General features: G+C 71.6%; 18 protein-coding genes. 9 read left to right on the forward strand and 9 right to left on the reverse strand.

Annotation, left to right across the window (positions count from 1 at the left end):
* Positions 1 to 44: 44 nt before the first annotated feature.
* Positions 45 to 509, forward strand: coding sequence for a hypothetical protein (locus ACQEUX_RS22065; RefSeq protein WP_433051476.1), 465 nt, complete (start codon positions 45 to 47; stop codon positions 507 to 509).
* Between the two features lie 28 nt (positions 510 to 537).
* Here the strand turns inward: ACQEUX_RS22065 and ACQEUX_RS22070 are convergent, their stop codons facing one another.
* Genes ACQEUX_RS22070 through ACQEUX_RS22090 form a run of 5 tightly spaced genes read right to left on the reverse strand, consistent with a single transcriptional unit; the run spans position 538 to position 6,258 of the window.
* Positions 538 to 2,919, reverse strand: a complete 2,382-nt coding sequence (locus ACQEUX_RS22070; RefSeq protein WP_433051479.1) for an ATP-binding cassette domain-containing protein — start codon at positions 2,917 to 2,919, stop codon at positions 538 to 540.
* A 28-nt stretch (positions 2,920 to 2,947) separates the two neighbouring features.
* Positions 2,948 to 3,358: a VOC family protein gene (locus tag ACQEUX_RS22075; protein ID WP_433051482.1), complete on the reverse strand. Its 411-nt coding sequence runs from the start codon at positions 3,356 to 3,358 to the stop codon at positions 2,948 to 2,950.
* 5 nt (positions 3,359 to 3,363) lie between these two features.
* On the reverse strand, positions 3,364 to 3,813 hold the full coding sequence (locus ACQEUX_RS22080) for a helix-turn-helix transcriptional regulator (protein WP_433051485.1): 450 nt from the start codon (positions 3,811 to 3,813) through the stop codon (positions 3,364 to 3,366).
* A 25-nt stretch (positions 3,814 to 3,838) separates the two neighbouring features.
* Positions 3,839 to 4,798, reverse strand: coding sequence for a DNA polymerase domain-containing protein (locus tag ACQEUX_RS22085; RefSeq protein WP_433051488.1), 960 nt, complete (start codon positions 4,796 to 4,798; stop codon positions 3,839 to 3,841).
* The gene (locus ACQEUX_RS22090) at positions 4,795 to 6,258 is read right to left on the reverse strand and encodes an MFS transporter (protein WP_433051491.1); all 1,464 of its coding nucleotides are present in this window, start codon (positions 6,256 to 6,258) and stop codon (positions 4,795 to 4,797) included. Before ACQEUX_RS22090 ends, ACQEUX_RS22085 begins: the two co-directional genes overlap by 4 nt.
* A 78-nt stretch (positions 6,259 to 6,336) precedes the next feature.
* On the opposite strand from ACQEUX_RS22090, the gene ACQEUX_RS22095 reads away from it, so the two are divergent.
* From ACQEUX_RS22095 to ACQEUX_RS22105, 3 genes are all read left to right on the forward strand, one after another.
* Positions 6,337 to 6,768: a winged helix-turn-helix transcriptional regulator gene (locus ACQEUX_RS22095; protein WP_433051494.1), complete on the forward strand. Its 432-nt coding sequence runs from the start codon at positions 6,337 to 6,339 to the stop codon at positions 6,766 to 6,768.
* A gap of 101 nt (positions 6,769 to 6,869) precedes the next feature.
* Positions 6,870 to 7,457: a TetR/AcrR family transcriptional regulator gene (locus tag ACQEUX_RS22100; protein ID WP_433051497.1), complete on the forward strand. Its 588-nt coding sequence runs from the start codon at positions 6,870 to 6,872 to the stop codon at positions 7,455 to 7,457.
* Positions 7,457 to 9,676 carry an MMPL family transporter gene (locus tag ACQEUX_RS22105; protein ID WP_433051500.1) on the forward strand — a complete coding sequence of 740 codons (2,220 nt, stop codon included), beginning with the start codon at positions 7,457 to 7,459 and terminating at the stop codon, positions 9,674 to 9,676. Before ACQEUX_RS22100 ends, ACQEUX_RS22105 begins: the two co-directional genes overlap by 1 nt.
* Positions 9,677 to 9,779: 103 nt before the next feature.
* On the opposite strand, the gene ACQEUX_RS22110 is transcribed toward ACQEUX_RS22105, so the two are convergent.
* A complete protein-coding gene (locus ACQEUX_RS22110) occupies positions 9,780 to 11,036 on the reverse strand; it encodes an erythromycin esterase family protein (protein WP_433051503.1) in 1,257 nt (418 codons plus the stop codon).
* A gap of 128 nt (positions 11,037 to 11,164) precedes the next feature.
* Here ACQEUX_RS22110 and ACQEUX_RS22115 point away from each other — a divergent pair, with 128 nt between their 5' ends.
* A complete protein-coding gene (locus tag ACQEUX_RS22115; RefSeq protein ID WP_433051506.1) occupies positions 11,165 to 11,356 on the forward strand; it encodes a DUF2795 domain-containing protein in 192 nt (63 codons plus the stop codon).
* 26 nt (positions 11,357 to 11,382) lie between these two features.
* Here ACQEUX_RS22115 and erm read toward each other — a convergent pair whose 3' ends face one another.
* Positions 11,383 to 12,180 (reverse strand): ErmE/ErmH/ErmO/ErmR family 23S rRNA (adenine(2058)-N(6))-methyltransferase, encoded by a 798-nt coding sequence (gene erm, locus ACQEUX_RS22120; protein WP_433051509.1) that lies wholly within the window; start codon positions 12,178 to 12,180, stop codon positions 11,383 to 11,385.
* Between the two features lie 447 nt (positions 12,181 to 12,627).
* On the opposite strand from erm, the gene ACQEUX_RS22125 reads away from it, so the two are divergent.
* A complete protein-coding gene (locus ACQEUX_RS22125) occupies positions 12,628 to 14,835 on the forward strand; it encodes a PQQ-binding-like beta-propeller repeat protein (RefSeq protein WP_433051512.1) in 2,208 nt (735 codons plus the stop codon).
* A gap of 44 nt (positions 14,836 to 14,879) precedes the next feature.
* On the opposite strand, the gene ACQEUX_RS22130 is transcribed toward ACQEUX_RS22125, so the two are convergent.
* Positions 14,880 to 15,782 (reverse strand): Gfo/Idh/MocA family protein, encoded by a 903-nt coding sequence (locus ACQEUX_RS22130; RefSeq protein ID WP_433057057.1) that lies wholly within the window; start codon positions 15,780 to 15,782, stop codon positions 14,880 to 14,882.
* A 470-nt stretch (positions 15,783 to 16,252) separates the two neighbouring features.
* Here ACQEUX_RS22130 and ACQEUX_RS22135 point away from each other — a divergent pair, with 470 nt between their 5' ends.
* Positions 16,253 to 16,648 (forward strand): hypothetical protein, encoded by a 396-nt coding sequence (locus tag ACQEUX_RS22135; RefSeq protein WP_433051515.1) that lies wholly within the window; start codon positions 16,253 to 16,255, stop codon positions 16,646 to 16,648.
* Entirely contained in the window at positions 16,641 to 17,057 is a 417-nt protein-coding gene (locus ACQEUX_RS22140; protein WP_433051518.1) for a hypothetical protein, read from the forward strand. The genes ACQEUX_RS22135 and ACQEUX_RS22140 overlap by 8 nt, the downstream gene beginning before the upstream one ends.
* Before the next feature lie 78 nt (positions 17,058 to 17,135).
* Here ACQEUX_RS22140 and fabG read toward each other — a convergent pair whose 3' ends face one another.
* Positions 17,136 to 17,894 carry a 3-oxoacyl-ACP reductase FabG gene (gene fabG, locus ACQEUX_RS22145; protein ID WP_433051521.1) on the reverse strand — a complete coding sequence of 253 codons (759 nt, stop codon included), beginning with the start codon at positions 17,892 to 17,894 and terminating at the stop codon, positions 17,136 to 17,138.
* Between the two features lie 181 nt (positions 17,895 to 18,075).
* Between fabG and ACQEUX_RS22150 the strand changes: the two genes are divergently transcribed.
* Positions 18,076 to 21,813 (forward strand): S8 family serine peptidase, encoded by a 3,738-nt coding sequence (locus tag ACQEUX_RS22150; RefSeq protein ID WP_433051524.1) that lies wholly within the window; start codon positions 18,076 to 18,078, stop codon positions 21,811 to 21,813.
* The last annotated feature ends 20 nt before the right edge of the window (positions 21,814 to 21,833 follow it).

The raw sequence follows: 21,833 nt of genomic DNA on the forward strand, positions 1-21,833 counted from the left end.
GCCCGGCCGAAAGCCCGCGAACGCACAAGATCGATAATGTCGTCATGCTGTTTCTCGGGTTGCTCCTCGCCGCGCTGGGCGGGGCCGCCACCGCGGCGATCCTCACCGTACGTGGGCTCGGCGCGGTGCTCAGGAAAGGCGAGCGCTCCCGGCCGGGTTGGTTGCGGGCGGCGGCGCTTCTCGCCGGTGCGGGCGCCGCCGCCATGTACGCGTGGGGCCTGCTCCACCTCGGCTACGCGGTGATGCGGGCGGAGGACGGCGGGGCGGGCTCCTTCCCGATCGAACCCTGCCGGGAGGGCGGGTCGCAGCTGGCAAGCCAGGTCGACGGGTACGGAGTCAGCTACCTACCGCTCCGCTTCGAGTGCCACCTCAGCGGTGGCAGCACGTACGTCACCTCATCCGTGCCCGGGTACGTCAACCAGGCCACATCCGTCCTCGGGCTGATCACCGCCACCTGCGGAGTCCTCGCCGCCACGACGGCACAACGCGCACGACCGCCGGCCGCGTAGGCGTCCGACCGGCGGTGACGCCCACTGCTCAGGTGCCGACGTAGGCCGCCAGGTGCTCACCGGTGAGGGTGGAGCGGGTGGCGACGAGGTCGGCGGGTGTGCCCTCGAAGACGACCCGGCCACCGTCGTGCCCGGCGCCGGGACCGAGATCGATGATCCAGTCGGCGTGCGCCATGACCGCCTGGTGGTGCTCGATGACGATCACCGACTTGCCCGCGTCGACGAGGCGGTCGAGCAGGCCGAGCAGGTGCGCGACGTCGGCGAGGTGCAGGCCGGTGGTCGGCTCGTCCAGGACGTAGACGCCGCCCTTCTCGGCCATGTGGGTGGCCAGCTTGAGCCGCTGCCGCTCGCCGCCGGACAGGGTCGTGAGCGGCTGGCCCAGGCTGAGGTAGCCGAGCCCGACGTCGGCGAGCCGGTCGAGGATGGCGTGTGCGGCCGGCGTGCGCGCCTCGCCGGCGCCGAAGAACTTCTCGGCCTCCGTCACCGACATCGCGAGCACCTCACTGATGTCGCGACCGCCGAGGTGGTATTCCAGCACCGATGCCTGGAACCGCTTCCCCTCGCAGTCCTCGCAGGGGGCGGCGACACCGGCCATCATCCCCAGGTCGGTGTAGATGACGCCGGCGCCGTTGCAGGTCGGGCAGGCGCCCTCGGAGTTGGCGCTGAACAGCGCCGGCTTCACACCGTTGGCCTTCGCGAACGCCTTGCGGATCGGGTCGAGCAGCCCCGTGTACGTAGCCGGGTTGCTCCGTCGCGAGCCGCGAATCCCGCCCTGGTCGATCGACACCACACCCGCTCCGGCGGGAATCGACCCGTGCACCAGGGAACTCTTGCCGGAGCCGGCGACACCGGTCACGACGACGAGCACCCCGAGCGGTATGTCGACGTCCACGTCACGCAGGTTGTTGGCCGTCGCGCCACGGATCTCCAGCTTGCCGGTGGGCGTACGCACCGTCTCCTTGAGGGCCGCCCGGTCGTCGAGGTGGCGGCCGGTGATGGTGCCGCTGGCCCGCAGTCCCTCCACGGTGCCCTCGTAGCAGACGGCGCCGCCCTCCGTGCCGGCACCGGGACCGAGATCGACGACATGGTCGGCGATGGCGATGGCCTCCGGCTTGTGCTCCACGACCAGCACCGTGTTGCCCTTGTCGCGCAGCTGCAGCAGCAGCTCGTTCATCCGCTGGATGTCGTGCGGGTGCAGCCCGATCGTCGGCTCGTCGAAGACGTAGGTGACATCGGTGAGCGACGAGCCGAGGTGGCGGATCATCTTGGTGCGCTGCGCCTCGCCGCCGGAGAGGGTGCCCGACGGCCGGTCGAGCGACAGGTATCCCAGCCCGATCTCCTCGAACGAGTCGAGGAGGTGTTGCAGGCCCGCCAGCAGCGGGGTCACCGACGGCTCCTCGATCCCCCGCAACCAGGCGGCCAGGTCGCTGATCTGCATGGCGCAGACGTCGGCGATGTTCTTCCCCTTGATCTTCGACGACCGGGCCTCCTTGCTGAGCCGGGTGCCGTCACAGTCGGGACAGGTCGTGAAGGTCACCGCCCGCTCCACGAAGGCGCGGATGTGCGGCTGCAGCGCGTCGACGTCCTTGGAGAGGAAGGACTTCTGGATCGACGGGATCAGACCCGCGTACGTCAGGTTGATCCCGTCGATTTTGATCTTGGTTGGTTCCCGGTGGAGCAGGTCGTCCAGCTCCCGCTTGGTGTACGTGGCAATCGGCTTGTCCGGGTCGAAGTAGCCGCAGCCGCGGAAGATCCGGCCGTACCAGCCCTCCATGCTGTAGCCCGGGATCGTGATCGCGCCCTCGTTGAGCGACAGGCTGTCGTCGTACAGCGCCGCCAGGTCGATGTCGGTGACCGCGCCCATGCCCTCGCAGCGGGGACACATGCCGCCGAGACGGGTGAAGGTCGCCTTCTCGGTCTTCGTCCGGCCGGCGCCGCGCTCGACGGTGATCGCACCGGTGGCCTTCACCGAGGGGACATTGAACGAGTACGCGTTGGGCGAGCCGATGTGCGGCTGCCCGAGCCGGCTGAACAGAATGCGCAGCATCGCGTTGGCGTCGGTGGCGGTGCCGACGGTGGATCGGGAGTTCGCCCCCATTCGCTCCTGGTCCACGATGATCGCCGTGGTCAGGCCATCGAGCAGGTCGACCTCGGGCCGCGCCAGCGTCGGCATGAAGCCCTGCACGAAGGCGCTGTAGGTCTCGTTGATCATCCGCTGCGACTCGGCGGCGATGGTGCCGAACACCAGCGAGCTCTTGCCGGAACCGGAGACACCCGTGAACACGGTCAGCCGGCGCTTCGGGATCTCGACGCTGACGTCCTTGAGGTTGTTCACCCGAGCGCCCTGCACGCGGATCAGATCGTGACTGTCAGCAACGTGCGGCGCGGACGACTGGGGGGCCGTGCTCATCGTCTCTCCATCTGTCGGGCCGGACGGGTCAGCGCACTTCCTGGATGCGGATCATATTGCCCGCGGGGTCCCGGAAGGCGCAGTCGCGTACGCCGTACGGCTGCTCGGTCGGCTCCTGGACGACCTCGGCGTTGCTCGCCTCCAACGCGGCGAAGGTGTTGTCGAGGTCGGAGGTGGCCAGGTTGACGCCGAAGTAGCTGCCCTTGGCCATCAGTTCGAGGATGGTCTGCCGCTCGTCGTCGGTGATGCCGGGGTTGGCGGCCGGCGGGTGCAGGACGATGGACGTCCCGGGCTGGCCGACCGGCCCGACGGTGATCCAGCGCATCCCCTCGTACCCGACGTCGTTGCGGACCTCGAAACCGAGGGTGTCGCGGTAGAAGGCCAGGGAGGCTTCGGGATCGGTGTGCGGAAGGAAGCTCGAGTGAATGGTGATGTCCATGGCCGTCACGCTAGTTGCGGCTCCGTGACCCGCGCTTCTCGATTCCTGACCGGTCTGGTCACCTGCTTGGCCACGCACGACGGCATCCCCGCCGTCGCCTGCGCCGCCTGCCGCCGGTAGACGCTCGGGGGCACCCCGACCAGCTCGGCGAAGCGAGTGCTGAAGGTGCCCAGCGAGGAACAGCCGACCGCGAAACAGACCTCGGTGACGCTCAGGTCGCCACGACGCAGCAGCGCCATCGCCCGCTCGATACGCCTCGTCATGAGGTAGCTGTACGGCGACTCGCCATAGGCGAGCCGGAACTCTCGGCTGAGATGCCCGGCCGACATGTGCGCGCCACGGGCGAACGCCTCGACGTCGAGCGGCTGCGCGTACTCCCGGTCGATCCGGTCGCGGACCCGGCGCAGCCGCGCGAGGTCACCCAGTCGCTGGGACGCGTCGGGTTTGCTGGTCACCTGGCAAATCGTGCCACACCCCCCGTCATTCGGCCTGCCGCCGAGCGCGGGCCCGGCGCTTTCCCTCGTGCATGGCCTGCACCCGGGCCACCGGGATGGCCCGACCCTCGGCCACCAGGTCGGCGGGGAGTCGCTGGGGGGCCGGCATCAGCGCGGCCCACGGGTCACCGTCGGCGACCAGCGACGGCGCGCTCCGGATGGTGAAATCGGCGGGAGTCACCTCGGTCAGGTCGGCCCAGTCGACCGGGAAGGAGACCGGCATCCCGGGGCGCAGCCGAGGGCTGTACGCGGCTGCCACGGTCGCCCCGCCGGAGCGGGTGGCGTCCACGAAGACCCGACCACCCCGGTCCTCCCTGATGTACGCCGTGGTGGCCAGCGCGGGGTCGAGCCGCTCGGCGCGGACGGCGAGCGCCCGGGTGGCGGCGGCCAACTCCTCCGCCGTGGGTTCGTCGGCCACCGGGACGAACACGTGCACGCCCTTGGCGCCGCTGGTCTTGACCGCACCGGACAGGCCGGCCTCGGCGAGCGCCTGGCGGACCAGCAGGGCGGCGGAGACCGCGGCGCGGAACCCGTCGCCCTCCGGCGGGTCGAGGTCGAGCACCAGGTGGGTCGGGCGGTGCGGATCCTCGACGGTGGCCAGGGTCGGGTGGTACTCCACCGCTCGTTGGTTGGCGAACCAGAGCAGGGTGCGGCGGTCGTCGCAGAGGGCGTACGAGATCTCCCGGTGCGACGCCTCCGCCCAGACCGGCACCCGGCGGACCCAGTCCGGCGTGTAGCGGGGCAGGTTCTTCTGCATGAACGGCGGCTGGCCGGGGCGGACCCGGATCACCGACAGCGGCCGGCCCCGTAACTGCCGGAGGATCTGGTCCCCGACCGCGTCGAGGTAGTCGACCAGGTCACGTTTGGTCGCGTCGTCGCGGTCGGACAGCGGCTGGTCCAGGTTGGTCAGGGCCACGCCGTCCCGGGTCTCCTCAGCCTCACTCACCCGCTCACCCTCCCGGCACCGGTGCCGTCGGTCAACTGGACGTGCCGATCGGGTTCGGCGCGCCGGGTGCCGGGCAGCGCGGTCAGCGCCACCAGCAGTGCGGCGACCACCAGGGCGGCGGCCACGGCGAACGCGGTCCGGTAGCCGCCGGCCAGAGCGGCCGTCTCGGCCCAGCCGGCGGCCCGCAGGCCGTCGCTGCGCGCGGCGGCCAGGGTGGCCAGCACGGCCAACCCGATGGCACCGCCGACCTGCTGGGTGGTGTTGGCCAGACCGGACGCGAGCCCGGCGTCCGCGTCGGTCGCGCCGGCCATGGCCAGCGTGGTGACCGCCGGCAGGGTCAGACCGCCGGCCACCCCGAAGATCAACATCGCGGGGAGTACGTCGGCGAGGTAGCCGCCGTCGGCGGGCAGCCGAGCGAGCAGCAGGAAGCCGACGGTCGCCAGGCCGAGCCCTCCCAGCAGTACGTTCCGGGCACCCCACCGGGCGATCAGTCGACCGGCCAGGCCGAGCGACACCACCGCGATCACCACCGGGGTGGGCAGGAAGGCCCAGCCGGTCGCCGCCGCGCCCAGCCCGAGCACCAGTTGCAGCTCCACGGCGAGCAGGAACTGGAAGCCGAAGAACGCGGCGACCATGAGGAACTGCGCGGCGTTCGCGGCCACCAGGCCAGGGACGCGCAGCACCCGGGTCGGCAGCAGCGGGGTGGCCGCCACCCGTTGGCGCGCGGCGAACCCGCCGAGCAGCAGCGCCGCGACAGCCGCCGCACCGAGGGTTCGCGGGCTGGTCCAGCCGTGCTCACCGGTTCCCACGATGCCCAGCACGGCGGCCATCAGACCCATGGTGGCGAACAGCGCGCCGGGCAGGTCCAGGCCGGCGCGCAGCCCGATCCCCCGCTCCTCGGGGAGCACGCGAACGGCGGCGAGCAGGATGGCCGCCCCGATCGGCAGGTTGACCAGGAAGATCGACCGCCAGCCGGTCAGGTCGGTGAGTACGCCACCGGCGACCGTGCCGACCGATGCGCCAGCGGCACCGGTGAAGCTGAACACGGCGATCGCGCGGGCGCGCTCGGCCGGCTCGGGATAGAGCCGAACGATCATGCCGAGACTGACGGCCATGGCCAGCGCACCGCCGACGCCCTGACCGAAACGCGCGCCGACCAGCAGGGCGGGTCCGGTGGCCACCGCGCAGGCCAGCGAGGCCAGGGTGAACAGCGCGACGCCGGCCAGGAAGACGCGCCGCCGGCCGAGCAGGTCACCGAGGCGGCCGGCGAGCAGCAGCAGCCCGCCGAACGCGATCAGGTAGGCGTTGACCACCCAGGCGAGGCCGGCGGCGGTGAAACCCAGGTCGTGCTGGACGGCCGGCAGCGCCACCGACACGACACTGCCATCCAGAATGATCATCAGGCTGCCGGCGCAGAGCACCAGCAGCGCCGGCCAGCGGGACGGGACGACACGATCCATCGAACGCCTCCTTGGTGCATGGTTTGTTACCGAGGTCATCGTCTGTGACCATGAACCGCAGCGGAAGGAGGCACTGTGATGTCCCAGAGGAACAGCGATGTGTCCGCCCTGGTAGAGGCCGAGCTGACCTGCACGGCCGAGAACGTGCCGTTCACCCCCGGGCAGGCCCGGGCGTGCACCGTCCGCCAGGTGCTCGACCGGGTCGGCGGGAAATGGAGCATCGGCATCCTGGTGGCCGCCTCGAACGGCCCGGTGCGCTTCACCGAGCTGGAGCGGCACATCGAGGGCATCAGCCGCCGGATGCTCACGCTGACCCTGCGCAACCTGGAGCGCGACGGCCTGTTGCACCGCACCGTCTATCCGACCGTCCCACCCAAGGTGGAGTACACCGCCACCCCGATGGCGCTGGAGCTCTACGAGTCGCTGGTGGCACTGACCAGCTGGGCCGAGCGGCACCGCCGGGCCATCGCCGAGGCCCGGACCAGGTACGACGCCGAGCACGCCCGCTGAACCGACCCGGGGTGTGGTGAACGCCACCAGGCTTCTCTGACCGATCGGTCAGGGTCTGACCGATCGGTCAGGCATGCTGGTCCGCAGGAGGTGGACCGGCCATGGTCAGAGCGGTGTCCGAGACGCACGGCGACATTCTCGCCGCGGCGGCGCGACGGTTCGCGGCGACCGGTTACCGGGGCACCTCCCTGCAGGACATCGCCCGCGAGGTCGGCTGCTCCAAGGCCACCGTGCTCTACCACTTCGCCAACAAGGAAGCCCTGCTCGCCGAGCTGATGGCCCCGGCGATCGCGGTGCTGCGGGACCTCGACGACCAGCTCACCGGCCTGACCGGAGCGGCCGCCCAGGAGGTCGCCGCCAGCGGCTTCGTCGACCTCGCGGTCCGGTTCCGGCGGGAGATCGCGGTACTGCGCGGCGAATTCCCGGAGCTGCTGTGCCAGCCGGCCTTCGCACACATCCAGCAGATCTCCGAGCGGCTGCGCGACGCGTTGGCCGGGCACTCCGACCGGCCGGGCGCCCGGATCGCCGCGCTGGTGCTGCTCGCCGGCATCTCCGAGGCATGCGCCGAGTTCGTCGACATCCCCGACGACGAACTCCGCCCCGCCCTGCTCACCCTCGTCCGGCGGGCCGTCGAACCCGTCGACGCGCCCCTGCCCCAACCACCCACGACCGAGGACAAGGACTCCTGATGGCCACCCTGCTCTACCGGCTCGGCCGGGGCGCGTTGCGCCGGCGCCGGCTCGTCGTCGCCCTCTGGCTCGTCGTACTCGTCGTCGCCGGCCTGGCAGCGGCGACGCTGCGCGGCCCGACGGCGAGCAACTTCACCATGCCCGGCACCGAGAGCCAGCGGGCCCTCGACCTGCTGGCCGAGCAGTTCCCCGCGGCCAGCGGCGCCACCGGCACCATCGCGGTCAAGGCGCCGGCCGACGGCCAACTGACCACCCCGCAGGGCCAGGCCGTGGTACGGGAACTCGTCCAGCAGGCGTCGACACTGCCCGGCGTGGTCGGCGCCGTCGACCCGTTCCAGGTCGGTGCCGTCACGCCCAACGGCCGGTACGCGCTGGTCCAGGTCCAGTTCGCGACCGGCGGGGACGAGGTGACCGACGCGCAGCGCACCGCGTACGAGCAGGTTGGCGCAACGGCCGAGGCACCGGGTTGGCAGATCGCCCCGGGTGGTGAGGTGCTGGGCGGCGAGCCGGAGATCGGATCCACCGAGGCGCTCGGCGTCCTGGTCGCCGCGATCGTCCTGATCATCACGTTCGGTTCACTGGTGGCCGCCGGAATGACCATGCTGAACGCACTGATCGGTGTGGGCGCCGGGATGGCCGGGCTGTTCGCGCTGAGCGGCGCCGTCCAGCTCACCAGCACCGCACCGATTCTGGCGCTGATGCTCGGGCTGGCGGTCGGCATCGACTACTCGCTGTTCATCACGTCCCGGCACCGGCAGAACCTGCTCGACGGCCTGTCCCCGGAGGAGGCGGTCGGCCGGGCCGTGGGCACCGCCGGCTCCGCGGTGGTCTTCGCCGGCGCCACCGTGGTCATCGCGCTGGCCGGGCTCGCCGTGGTGGACATCCCGTTCCTCACCGTGATGGGTCTCGCCGCGGCCGGCACGGTCACCGTCGCGGTCCTCGTCGCGATCACCCTCCAACCGGCACTGCTCGGCTTCGCCGGCCGTCGGGTACTCCCCCGCCGGCTGCGCTCGGTCGCCACCGACGGCACGCCGGCCACGGATGCGGACGTCGCCGACCGGCCGGTTGCCGCCACCGCCACGATCGATGACCGGTCCCGGTTCGGCTTCCGTTGGGCGCGGCTGGTCACCCGGTTCCGCGTACCGGTGATCCTGGTCGGCCTGCTCGGCCTGGGCCTGCTCGCGGTGCCCGCGCCCGACATGCGGCTGGCCCTGCCGGACGCCTCCACGGCGGCCGTCGGCTCCCCCGCCCGGGTGTCGAACGACCTGATCACCGAGGGCTTCGGGGCGGGCTTCACCGGCCGGCTCGCGGTGGTGGTCGCCGGTGACACCCCACAGGCCACCTCGGCCGCCGTTCCGCAGGTGACCGCGCTGCTGCAGCGCACCGAGAACGTCCTCGCGGTGGCGCCGGCCCAGCTCAGCCCGGACGGCCGGACCGCGCTGCTCGGTGTGGTGCCGAAGACCGGCCCGACCGACGAGGCCACCGAGACCCTGGTACACGACATCCGCGGCTCGGTGAGCGGGATCCGCGACGCCGACGTACTGCTCACCGGTGTCACGGCGATCGGCATCGACGTTTCGGAGAAGCTCTCCGACGCGCTGCCGGTCTACCTGCTGCTGGTGGTCGGGCTCTCGGTGCTGCTGCTGATGCTGGTGTTCCGCTCGCTGCTGGTGCCGGTCAAGGCCGCGCTGGGCTTCCTGCTGACCGTCGCCGCCACGTTCGGCATCACCGTGGCGGTCTTCCAGCAGGGGCACCTCGCCGACCTGGTCGGTCTGGACACGCCGGCCCCGCTGATCAGCTTCCTGCCGATCCTGCTCATCGGCATCCTGTTCGGGCTCGCCATGGACTACGAGGTGTTCCTGGTGTCCCGGATGCGGGAGGACTTCGTCCACGGTGAGTCCGCGCGGCAGGCCACGATCAGCGGCATGGGGCACGGCGCTCGGGTGGTCACCGCCGCCGCGCTGATCATGATCTCGGTCTTCGGGGGCTTCGTCTTCCTCGAGGATCCGGTGATCAAGTCGATGGGCTTCGCGCTCGCCATCGGCGTCGCCATCGACGCGTTCGTGGTCCGGATGACCATCGTCCCCGCGGTGATGTCCCTGCTCGGCGACCGCGCCTGGTGGCTGCCGAGCTGGCTCAACCGCGCTCTCCCCAACGTCGACATCGAAGGCGAAGGCCTCCGCACCCACCTGGAAGACCGCACCCCAACCCACGTCTGACCCAGCCCGACCCGGTCGATCATGGAGTTGTGGTGCCCGCTGTGCCGTGTTCGGCGGCCTTCGTCCGGCACCACAACTCCATGATCGGCGCGACCATCCCCGGCTAGACGCCGGCCGGGTAGGTTTCCATCTCGCCGGGAAGGGCCGGGACCGGTAGCGGGTGCAGGGCAGTGGTTTCGTCGCACCAGATGAAGGCGTCGTAGCGTTCCGCCAGGCGGGTGGGCACGTAGTTGCCCCAGGACTCGAAGGACGGGTCGTAGACGACCCCGATCGCCCGGTGGTCGGCGGTGCCGGTGACCCAGCCCGGCTGGTCGTCGCCACCGAAGATCAGCACCGCCCGCTCCGGCATCAGCTCGTGCAGCCGTCGCTCGACCGACCCCTCCCGAGCCGGAGGCACCACCATCGGCTCGGACGGCGACCCCCACCGGGGAGCGGCGATCACCGTGCCCCGGTAGCTGCCGAAGCCGATCAGGGCCACCGCGTCGTCGCCGAGCCGCTCCCGAGCCAACTGACCAATGTTGATCATCCCGTCCGCGGCCATGTCGGTCGCCCGGGCATCCCCGACGTGCGTGTTGTGCGCCCACACGATCCCCCGCGCATCCGGGCCGTACCGCTCCAGCAGCCGGTCCAGAGTGTCCTGCATGTGGGTGTCGCGGATGTTCCACGAGTCCGGCCCGCCGGCCACCATCGCCCGGTAGTAGCGCTCCGCGCCGGCCACCACCTCCGCGTTCTGCCAGGCCGAGAAGCCGTCCGGGCCGTCGGAGAGAGCCTGCTCGCGCGTCCGGGCCAGCAGCCGGACCACCTCCTCCTCGCAACGGGCGGAGACGAACCGGCTGGCCGCGCCGTACTCCTCGACCCTCTTGCCGTACGGCTCGAAGCACCGGTACGCGTCCTGCGCCGCCTCCAGCGACGTCGGATCCTCCTCGCCCAGGTAGTCGAAGATCGCCTGCATCGACTCCCAGAGGCTGTACACGTCGAGCCCGTGGAACCCGGCGCGCTGACTCTCCGGCCGCTCCAGGTTCCAGGCCCGCAGCCAGTTGGCGAACCGGGCGACCTCGGCGTTGGCCCACATCCAGGTCGGCCACCGCTCGAACCGTTCCAGCGCGCGCTGCGGTTCGAGTGCCCCACCCGGCGCGCCGGTCACCGAACGGTGCACCCGGTCACAGTCCGGCCAGTCACCCTCCACGGCCACGAAGGAGAAGCCGCACTCCGCGATCAACCGGCGGGTGAGCTGCTCACGTAGCCGGTAGTAGTCGTGACTGCCGTGGGTGGACTCGCCGATCATCACCACCCGGGCGTCCCGAACGCGCTCCAGCAACGGGTCGAAATCGCTCGGCGCGCCGAGCCGCTGAACCAGCATGCCAGCGGCTACCCGGCCGCCGCTGCGGCAAACCGTGGGCGCGCCGCCGACCGACACGCCGGCAGCCGGGCCGCCGTACGTGCCGCCCAGGACGGTGTACGCGCACCGCGAGCGGGTAGCCGGCCGGCATGACCGTCACCGGGGTTCAGTTCCAGGAGTACCTGGCCGGGCTCGACTATCCGGTCTCCCGGGAGGATCTGATCCGCTGGGGACAGGAGAACGGGGCCAGCACGGAGATGTTGCAGATGTTGCGGGCGTTGCCGGCGGAGCAGTTCGATTCACCGGACGAGTTGAACGGCGCGCTGACCACCCTCTCCTGAGCTGTCCGGCCTCCTGAGCGGTCCGGTCAGTGGGCGTGCAGAAGCCGGAACAGCACCAACCACTGCTCGGGCCATACGTACCCGACCGGGGTGTCCGCCGCGAGCCGCGTGGCTCGCAGCGCCGCCGCCACCCGGGCCGGCGGGTGGTGCCGGCGCAGGGTCGCGGCGAGCGAGCCGCCGACGCCCTCGAAACCCACCGCCACCAGCCGTCGGTACGCCGGCAGCGCCGCTGGCGGCAGCAGTGGTTCCGCCCGCCGCTCGATCCGCAGGATCCCGGCGTCCACCGCCGGAACCGGCCGGAACGCGGTACGCGGCACCCGCCCCGCCAGCCGCCAGCCGACCTCCGGCCAGGTCTCGACGGTGAGCCGCGTCCACCGGCCATAGTCGCCGCTGCGCCGACGGGCGTACTCCAGTTGGGTGAGCAGGGTCGCCGAGCGCAACCGTGGCGCGGCCAGGCACCAGCGCACCACGGCGGACGTCAGCGACCACGGGATGTTGCCGACCACCGCGAACGGCTCCGGTGGTGGCTCGGCTGCCAGGAAGTCGGCCTGCCGGTGCTCGACGGTGGGCAGGGCCGCGCAGACGGCGGCCAGTTCCCGGCCGGCGACCGGATCCACCTCGTACGCCGTCAGTCGCGCACAACGGGCGGCCAGTGGTCGGGTCAGCTGGCCGCGGCCGGCGCCGACCTCCAGCAGAAGCCCGGCCGGATCCGGGGCAGCGGCGCGGACCAGCCGTGCCACGGCCGCCCGGTCGACGAGGAAGTTCTGACTGAGTACGCGACGGGACCGGTCGCGTTCGGTTGATCGAGAGTTGCGGGGCGCCATGGGTCGTCGTCCTGTCTGTCGCCGTTCGGCGACGGGCTGGACAGGCAGCCGGATTCCGGGCCTGTCCGAGTGGATCGGGACTCGGACGGCCCTGGTTGTGGCGCGGGAGTGCGCCCGCGATCAGTCGCGGGTCGCGTGCCGACCGGCCAGGGCCAGACGCCGGAACCGCGGACGGGACACCAGCAGGGGGCCCCGGGCGGCCGGCGTGCCAGCCACCTCGATCAGGGCATGCGTGAACATGACCGCACGCTAATCCGCGGCCGTTCGGTCCACCACTGAATTCCTCCACGGCCAGGCAGTTCGGAAAACGGCTCGTTGCTGAACATCTGACGGGTTTACACGGCGCGGTCGCGTGCAGGTCAACGCGAGTTCGCCCTGGGTCGCTAATTTTCATGATCAACATCCCCATCCTCCGAAGGGATGTCGGTGACCCAGGTAAGGAACACAATGCCCACTCCGCACAGCAACGATCAGGCTGTCAGCCGGCGCCTACTTCTCGGCGCGGCCGGCGCCACGCTCGGCACCCTGGCCGCGCCCGGCCTACTCGCGACCACCGCGACCGCCGCGACCTCGGGCAAGCCCCACCCTGAGACCCCGCAGGGGTTCGCCCTGGTCTCCGACACCCACCTCAACCCCACTGCGCCGGCCCGTACCGACACCATGCGGGCTGTGTTCCAGGCCATCGCCGAACGCGACCCGGCTGCGGTGCTGCACTGCGGAGACATCACCGATTCCGGGTCGCCCGCACAAATCGCCCTCTACCAGTCGACTGTTCCGTCGGAACTCGCCGACCGCATCCACTACACCCCCGGCAACCACGAAGTGCGGTGGGACGTTTCGGCCAAGGAGGAGTACCACCGGGCCTTCGGCGCCAGCCAGCAGTCGTTCGACGTCTGTGGCGTGCACGTGGTCGCGCTCGACCCGACGATGCTCCTGCAGGAGCCGGGCCACTTCGGCGGGGCCCTGCTGGACTGGCTGGAGAAGGACCTCCGCCGGGTCCGAAAGAACACCCACATCGTGATCTTCCAGCACCACCCGGTTGGGGACGCCTGGTACTACGCCGACGACCAGGACCGCTTCCTGGAACTGGTCGAGCGGTACGACGTACGGGTGGTCTTCGCCGGGCATGTGCACGCCGAGGCGGTACGGCCGATGAATGGCCTGGTCGAGATCACCCTCAAGGCGGTGAAGGACAGCCCGCACTACTACTGGACCGAGCGCACACTCGACGGACGCGGAAAGCCGCAGCTGGTGGTGACCCGGGTCGACCTACTCGCCACCGGCGGCACCACCACCACGACGGTGGCGACTGTCCCGCTGACCGGCGCGGGGCCGGGCGCCGACGTCGAGCCGGCCGCCTTCGAGGTCTCCGACGCCGGGGCGGCATTCGCCGTCCGGGCCACCTTCGGTCGGACCGCCCCGGTGGCCGTACGCGCCCAGGTGTTGCCCGAGACCGGCTTCAGCGGCACCATCAACACGCCCTTCACCGAGCTGACCCGCACCGGGGCGCACTGGCAGACCGCGCTGGACGCTACGGTCCTGCCGCCGGGTACTCACCAGGTACGGCTCCGCGCGGTCGCCGCCGATGGGAGCTGGTGGGACTCCGTCCGCACGGTACGGCTGGCCGGCGCCGGCCCCCGGGTGGTCTGGGAGACCGCCCTGGACGGCGCGGTGCAGGGCGCGCTCGGTACGGCAGGCGACCTGGTGGTGGCGGGCTCGACCGGGGGCGTCGTCACCGCCTGGTCGATGCGACACGGCCGGGCGAAGCAGCGGTGGACGGTCCGGACCGGCCCGGTCTACCGGGAGCCGGTGCTCGCCGACTCGACGGTCTTCGTCCCCGGTGCCGACCACACGGTGACCGCGTTGGACGCCGGGACGGGCCGGCGCCGTTGGCAGGTGCGTACCGCCGAGCCGGTCCTCTCCACACCGTCGCTGGCCCGGATTGACGGCATCGGTGTCCTCCTGGCGGCGGCCGGTACGACGCTGCTCGCGCTCGATCCGACCACTGGCCGCGAGCACTGGCGCGCCGCGCTCGGCGGGTTCGCCGCCGGCCGCCCCGCCTGCGACGGAGAGCGGGTGTACGTCGGTGCGGGTGACGCCCGCGCCCACGCGTTCGACGCCCGGACCGGTACCCCGCTCTGGACCTTCACCACCCGCGCGACGACAGACCCGAACGCGGCCCTGCTCTACGGCCCGTGGGACGACCGGACCGTACTGGTGCCGAACGGTCCCGTGGTGGTCTCCTCGGTCTCCGCGACGTGGGGTCTGGACCGGGCGACCGGTACCGCACTCTGGTCGGTCGCCGGCTCGTCGATGTACGCCGGCCCGCGACTGGCGACGGTCGGCGGGTCGACCACGCTGCTGCTGATCCAGGAGCGCGGCGCGACGCTGCTCGTTGACCCGATGAGCGGGGCGACCCGCTGGCAGACCCAGCTGGGCTTCCCGGTCTTCAACTCCGGTGCGGTCGTCGACGGCGACACCGCGTGGGTACTCGGTGTCAACAGCCAGGTCGGCGCACTGGACCTGAACACCGGCCGACTGGACCGGCTGGTGAAGCTCGGCACCGGCTACAGCTTCTCCACGCCGGTGCTGGCCGGCGGTCAACTGGTGGCCGCCGACCAGAACGGCCGGGTACGCGGCGTCGACCTCGTCTGAGTGCCAGGAGGGGCCCTTCGTCAAAGGGGCCCCTCCTGGTGCCGTCAGGCAGGGACGATGACGGTGCGGGATTCGGTGCGGGCGGTTTCGGCGGCGGCGATGATGCTGACGACCTCACGGCCGAAACGGACGTCGCAGCGGTGGTCCCGGGTACCGGCCCGCACCTGCTCGACGAGTTGGTCGATCGCGACGCCGAACGCCGTTGCGGCGTCGTTCTCGCCGAACGGGACAGTCTCGATGCCGTTCTCGCCGTAGAACACGAACTCCCGCGTCATCGACTCGGTCGGGGCGTCGAGGGAGAGCGAGGCGCTGCTGGTGGCACCGCCCTCGTGGGTGAGCAGCAGGTGCACCATCCCGCTCGGCCCGTCCATCGCCGCCACCTGGGTCACTCGGCCCAGCACCGGCAGGAGAATGGAGAGCGCGTGCGGGGCGATGTCCCAGAGCGCGCCGTGCTCCCGGCGCCACAGCGAACCGCCGTACGGGCTGCCCTCCTGGAAGATCGAGGCGAACGCGGTGGTCCGGCCATGCTGCCAACCTCCGGCGGCAGCGGTCGCGGCGAGGAACGCGGTCACGTTCGGCTGGAACCGCTGGGTGAAGAAGACGACCGAGGCGACCCCGGACTCCTCGGCGGCGGCCACGACCCGGTCCGCGTCGGCCACGCTGAGCGCCAGCGGCTTGTCCAGCAACAGGTGCCGGCCGGCGGCGGCAGCCCGGACCGCGATGTCGGCCTGAATGTTCGGCGGCAACGCGACGGCGATCGCGTCGCACTCCTCGATCAGTCTGTCGATGTCGGCGAAGGCGGGCACCTCGTACACCTCGGCCAACGCGGCGGCCCGCTCCGGGTTGCGGCCCCACACCCCAACCAACTCCGCGTCCGGATGTGCGTGCAGCGCCTTCCCGTGCGTCTCAATCGCCCAGTGACCGGTGCCGAACAAGCCGAACCGCAGCACGTGTACCTCCGCTTTTCCCCCCGCCGTGGCAACGCCACGGACGTGATCCACGCTAGTCGCCCCACCGGCCGTACCGGCGGCGGGTCGCCAACCGGAGCCGCTCGGCCTTCGTTTCGGGGGCCGCCCGGTCGGCGTGCCCGCCCGAGTGGGGGCAGGATGGAGGCGGCCGAGGTAGGACCGATCAGAGCCTGTCGAGCTGCCCCAGAAATGGGGCAACGCCTGGCACGGCGACCCGGCACGGCACCACCCGGCACCGGCACCTCGCCGCTCGCCCCGGCCCCGGCCCCGGCCCCAGCCCCGGCCCCAGCGTCCCCGCCGGCGCGCATTGCCCCATTCGTGGGGCAGCTCGACAGCACCTGTGGACACCTCGACGGGTGTCGCGCCGGACGGCGGTGAGGCAGGTAACCCGATTACTACGACGGTTAGTAGGCTGTGCCGGTGACTGAGGCAACGACCGGGTGGGACCGATGACCAGCGCGGCGGCGGCGAACTCGCCGGTGGACGGGATCCTGGCGACGGCATCGATCGTGCTCTCGCTGCTCGTCGCGGCGTGGGCGCTGGTGGGCACGGTGCGCCACCGACCACCAGACCGGGTGCAGTTCATCGGCCTGGGCGTCCTCGAACTGGCGCTGCTCGCGTTGAGCGTGCTGGCCCTGGCCGCGATCGGCGGCGGGGACCGGCCCGGCGAGCCCGGTGCCTTCTTCGGCTACCTGGTCACGCTGGTGTGCCTGCCCCCACTGGCCTGGGTGCTGGCCCGGATGGAACCGACCCGTTGGGGTTCGGCGATCGTCTGCGCGGTCTGCCTGGTGGCCCCGGTGGTGGTGGTCCGGTTGCAGCAGACCTGGGAGGTCCTCGGTGGTTGAGAACCGACCGGTCCGGCGCGCCACGAACGCCGGTCCCGGCCGGCTGCTGATCGCGGTCTACCTGCTCTTCGCCATCGCGGCGACCAGCCGGGCCGGCCTGCAGATCGCCACCAAGTTCGACGAGGCACCGGTGGCGTACCTGCTCTCCGGGGTGGCCGCGCTCATCTACATCGTGGCAGCGGTGGGGTTGGCCCGCGCCGGGCACACCGGCCGACGGGTCGCGTTGGCCTGCTGCTCGGTGGAGCTGGTCGGGGTGCTCGCCGTCGGCATCCTGAGCCTGGCCGACGAGGAGCTCTTCCCGGACGAGACCGTCTGGTCGCAGTTTGGCAGCGGGTACGGCTACATCCCGCTGATCCTGCCGGTGCTCGGCCTGTTCTGGCTCTGGCGCACCCGCCGCGACCCCGCCTGACCCGATCCCGCCTGACCGACCCCCGCACACCCGGAGAGGGCGCCCAGTCGCACGGAGCGCCCTCGCCGGAAGCACGGGTCAGGCTCGCGGGCCGCCGGCCACGTAGATGACCTGGCCGGAGACGAAACCCGCCCCCTCGCTGGTCAGGAACGAAATGGTGTGCGCGACGTCCTCCGGCCGGCCCGGGCGACGCACCGGGATCTCGGCGGCGGCGTGCTTCTGGAAGTCCTCGAAGTCGACCTTCATCCGGGCGGCGGTGGCGGCGGTCATGTCGGTGACGATGAAGCCGGGCGCGACCGCGTTGACGGTCACCCCGAACGGCCCCAGCTCGATGGCGAGCGTCTTGGTGAAGCCCTGAAGGCCCGCCTTGGCGGCTGAGTAGTTCGCCTGGCCCCGGTTGCCCAGAGCCGAGGTGCTGGAGAGGTTGACGATCCGCCCCCACTTGCGGTCCACCATGTGCTTCTGGGCGGCCTGGCTGAACAGGAACGCCCCCCGCAGGTGCACCCCCATGACCGTGTCCCAGTCGGCGTTGGTCATCTTGAACAGCAGGTTGTCGCGGAGCACACCGGCGTTGTTGACCAGCACGGTGGGCGCGCCCAACTCGGCGGCGATCCGCTCCACGGCGGCCTCGACCTGGTCCCGGTCGGACACGTCGGCGCCCACGCCGAGCACCCGGCCGCCCGCGCCGGTGATGGCGTCCACCGTCTCCTTGGTGGCCGCCTCCTCGATGTCGACGACGGCGACGGCCATGCCGTCGGCGGCCAGCCGGCGGGCGGTGGCCGCCCCGATACCGCGCGCGGCTCCGGTGACGATGGCGACGCGGGGCTCCTCCGACATGATTACCTCCCGGTAACTTGGGGTCGATCGAAGGAGCTTAACTCCCACACCGGCAGCCATCGGCGATGACCATCGCTCACCAGCAGCTGCCTATACGAGTGGATCTTTCCGGCGTACCGTCCTGTTCGCTGTCACCCCGGCCAGAAACCAGAACAGACGACGAGACAAGGAACGACATCACGTGAAGTTCTCGCGTACCCGTGGGGCATGGCTCGCCGCCGTGGTCTCCGCGGCCCTCGCGGCGACCGGCGGCTCACCCGCCGTGGCCGCGCCTCCCGGCGTGCCGGCCGATCCCGGCTCGACCCCCGCACCCGCGACCGACCTGCCCACCCCGCCCGGCACCCACTCGGTCACCCTGATCACCGGCGACACGGTCACCACCCGCCGGAGCGCCAACGGCGGCACCCTCGACGTACGGCGTCCAGACGGCACCCCGGCACCGGTACGGGTGGTGGAGGCCGGGGACGACCTGTACGTCTACCCGCAGTCCGTGCTGCCCTACATGGCAGCGGACACGTTGGACAAACGGCTGTTCAACGTCACGCAGCTGATCGCCGACGGGTACGACGACGCGACGGTGGACCACCTACCGCTGATCGTGTCGTACACCGACGCCGCCGGCCTGCGCGCCGGTGCCGCGCCCGCCGGGGCGACCCGCACCCGCACCCTGAGCAGCATCTCGGGTGCCGCGCTGAGCGAGAACCGCGACCAGGCCGACGAGTTCTGGGCCTCGGTCACGGGCGGCGCCCCCACCCTCAGGTCGACACCCACCGCCGACGGCAAGGGACACTTCGCCGGTGGGATCGCCAAGATCTGGCTGGACGGTCGGGTACGCGCCGACCTCGCCGACACCACCGCGCAGATCGGTGCTCCCGAGGTGTGGGCCGCCGGCGACACCGGCACGGGCGTGCGGGTCGCCGTGCTGGACACCGGCGTCGACGCGACCCACCCCGACCTGAGCGACCGGATCAGCGAGTCCGCCGTGTTCGTGCCCGGTGAGGAGATCACCGACCGGATCGGGCACGGTACCCACGTCGCCTCCACCATCGCCGGCACCGGCGCCGCCTCCGGCGGCCGGGAGAAGGGTGTCGCACCCGACGCCCGGCTGGCCATCGGCAAGGTGCTCAGCGACAGCGGCTTCGGGCAGGACTCCTGGATCCTCGCCGGCATGGAGTGGGCGGCCCGGGAGGCCGACGCCAGCGTCATCAACATGAGCCTGGGCTCCAACCAGCCCAGCGACGGGACCGACCCGATCAGCCAGGCGGTCAACAGACTCAGCGCCGAGACCGGTGCCCTGTTCGTGGTCTCCGCCGGCAACGCCGGCGCCCCGGGCACCGTGGCCGCGCCCGGCGCGGCGGACGCCGCGCTGACGGTGGGTGCGGTCGACGCCGACGACCAGCTCGCCTACTTCTCCAGTCAGGGACCCCGGATCAGCGACGAGGCCATCAAGCCGGAGCTGACCGCTCCCGGTGTCGCGGTGCTCGCGGCCCGGTCGCAGTACGCGCCCGGCGAGGGGGCTTACCAGACCATGGACGGCACCTCGATGGCCGCTCCACACGTGGCGGGCGCCGCCGCACTGCTCGCCGCGAAGCACCCGGACTGGACCGGCCAGCAGCTCAAGGACGCCCTGGTCAGCACGACCCGGGCCACGTCACAGTACGACGCCTTCCAGGCCGGCACCGGGCGGCTCGACGTCGCCGCAGCGGTCCGCGCCCCGGTCGTCGCCACCGGCACCATCTCCACCAGCGTTCGGCACGACACCGTGAAGGCGGGCGGCAGCACGCACCCGGTGACGTACGCCAACACCACCGGCCAGCCGATCACGCTGGGCCTGGCGGTGGACGCCGCGACCGCGCCGGCCGGCCTGTTCAGCCTCTCCGCGACGCAGCTGACCGTTCCTGCGCACGCCACCGCCACGGTCGTCCTGACCACGGACACCTCCCGGGCCAGCGCCGGCAGCCGGTACACCGGTCAGATCGTCGCCTCCGGGCCGGACCGGGCGGCGCTGACCCGCACCGCGATCGCCGTCGGCACCTTCACCCCGTACCACCAGCTCCGTCTGGAGCTGACCGACCGGGCCGGAAAGCCGGCCAGCGGCATGATCGAGCTGGGCCAGGTGGGCGGCTACGAGCCGGCCTTCGTCCAGACCGACCCGGACGGTACGGCCCAGTTCTACCTGCCCGAGGGCGTCTACTCGGCGATGAGCTTCCTGAACGTGACCGGCAGCCACGGGCCGAACTCGCTGGGCCTGGCGCTGCTCGGCAACCCCGACATCGACCTGCGCGAGGACACCACCATCCGGCTGGACGGCAAGGCCGCCCGCCGGGTCGAGTCCTCGATACCGCAGCAGACGGCCGACACCTTCACCCGGCTGGACTACTACCGGTCCGAGGGGCCGGGCCGGTGGCGTTCGTTCATCGCCGGCGGCGTCTTCTACGACAGCTTCTGGGCACAGCCGACCAGCCAGGACGTGCGGCACGGCGACTTCTACCTCGGCGCCCGCTGGCGTAAGGAGCAACCGGTGCTCAGCGTCGGCACCGGGACTGTCGACTTCGACGACGTGGTCCGCCAGCAGGGCACCACCCAGCTACCGAAGGGCCGGTGGACACTGCCGGTGGTCTTCGCCGGCAACGGAGCGGCGTCCGACTACGCCAAGCTGGACGCCCGGGGCAAGGCGGTCGTGGTCCGGCACAACTGGGACGTGAGCGACGCCGACCAGGCCGCCGCCGCGACCGCCGCCGGGGCGAAGCTGATGCTGGTGGTCAACGACCAACCGTGGCGCGAGGTGCGCGACTACTCGGCCGACTGGTTCACCCCCACACCGATCGAGGTGGCGCTGCTCAGCACCGACGAGGGCGAGGCGCTGATCCAACAGATCCAGCGCGGGTCGACGAAGGTCGAGGTCGTCTCGCAGCCCGTCGCGGACTACGTGTACGACCTGGTCCAGGCGTACCACAACCGGATCCCGCGCGAGCTGACCCGGACCGAGACGAAGAAGACGCTGGCTCGGATCGACGTCGGTTTCACCTTCCCGACCCCGCAGGCGCGGGGCGGCGAGTTCCGGTTCGACTGGCCGTCGTACTCGGACTGGGGCATCGGCCTGACCAACAACCGGCCGCTCGCCCCGGTCCGCACCGACTGGGTCTCCACGGGCAGCCTGTACCAGTGGGGTCAGGAGGCGTACGTCGACTCCGACACGTACCAGATCGACACGCGGACGAGCTACCGGGCCGGTAGCAGCGGCGAGGAGCAGTTCTTCGAGCCGATCGAACGGCCGCATCTGAACAACAACTTCAAGTTGCCCACCCGCTCCGGGGACGCTCTCAACCTGGACGTGCCCGGTTGGGGCGGGGCCGACCACGTCGGCATGGCGATGAGCGCCGCCGAGCAGACCAACCAGCTCTACCAGGGCGCGACGCTGTTGGGCCAGAGCAGCAGCACGTGGGTCAGTGGCACCGCGCCGGGCGCGGGTGACCTGCCGTACCGGCTCGTGGTACGAACCAACCAGGATCCGAGCGCCGGCCGGTACTCGACCAGCACCGAGACCCAGTGGACGTTCCGGTCGAAGGCACCCGCGGCCGGGGTGGAGTCGAGCGTGCTGCCGCTGCTTCAGCTCGACTACTCCGTCGACACCGACGCCGCCGGTACCGCGGCGAGCCGGACCGACCTGACCGTGTCCGCCGCGCACCTGCCCGGCGTCACCGGTTGCGGCAGCATCCGGCCCGTCACCCTGGAGATCTCGTACGACGACGGCGCGCACTGGCAGAAGCAGTCGCTGGACCGCTCGAAGGACGGCTCCTGGACGGCGAAGCTGCGGGCGCCGAAGGGCGCGGGGTACGTGTCGCTGCGCGCCGGCGCCACGGACACCTCGGGCAACTCGGTGAGCCAGACGGTCGTCCGCGCCTTCGGCGTGCGCTGACCGTTCGCCCTGTGTGACGC

Origin of the sequence: Micromonospora sp. CA-259024, assembly GCF_050936255.1 — a bacterium.
Taxonomy (GTDB): Bacteria; Actinomycetota; Actinomycetes; order Mycobacteriales; family Micromonosporaceae; genus Micromonospora.

Bases quoted from the DNA above. Each gene is read 5' to 3' on its own strand.
- ACQEUX_RS22125 (WP_433051512.1), top strand. From the start codon at position 12,628: ATGCCCACTCCGCACAGCAACGATCAGGCTGTCAGCCGGCGCCTACTT.
- ACQEUX_RS22105 (WP_433051500.1), top strand. From the start codon at position 7,457: ATGGCCACCCTGCTCTACCGGCTCGGCCGGGGCGCGTTGCGCCGGCGC.
- fabG (WP_433051521.1), bottom strand. From the start codon at position 17,894: ATGTCGGAGGAGCCCCGCGTCGCCATCGTCACCGGAGCCGCGCGCGGT.
- ACQEUX_RS22100 (WP_433051497.1), top strand. From the start codon at position 6,870: ATGGTCAGAGCGGTGTCCGAGACGCACGGCGACATTCTCGCCGCGGCG.
- erm (WP_433051509.1), bottom strand. From the start codon at position 12,180: ATGGCGCCCCGCAACTCTCGATCAACCGAACGCGACCGGTCCCGTCGC.
- ACQEUX_RS22075 (WP_433051482.1), bottom strand. From the start codon at position 3,358: ATGGACATCACCATTCACTCGAGCTTCCTTCCGCACACCGATCCCGAA.
- ACQEUX_RS22135 (WP_433051515.1), top strand. From the start codon at position 16,253: ATGACCAGCGCGGCGGCGGCGAACTCGCCGGTGGACGGGATCCTGGCG.
- ACQEUX_RS22070 (WP_433051479.1), bottom strand. From the start codon at position 2,919: ATGAGCACGGCCCCCCAGTCGTCCGCGCCGCACGTTGCTGACAGTCAC.
- ACQEUX_RS22090 (WP_433051491.1), bottom strand. From the start codon at position 6,258: ATGGATCGTGTCGTCCCGTCCCGCTGGCCGGCGCTGCTGGTGCTCTGC.
- ACQEUX_RS22095 (WP_433051494.1), top strand. From the start codon at position 6,337: ATGTCCCAGAGGAACAGCGATGTGTCCGCCCTGGTAGAGGCCGAGCTG.
- ACQEUX_RS22110 (WP_433051503.1), bottom strand. From the start codon at position 11,036: ATGCTGGTTCAGCGGCTCGGCGCGCCGAGCGATTTCGACCCGTTGCTG.
- ACQEUX_RS22115 (WP_433051506.1), top strand. From the start codon at position 11,165: ATGACCGTCACCGGGGTTCAGTTCCAGGAGTACCTGGCCGGGCTCGAC.
- ACQEUX_RS22065 (WP_433051476.1), top strand. From the start codon at position 45: ATGCTGTTTCTCGGGTTGCTCCTCGCCGCGCTGGGCGGGGCCGCCACC.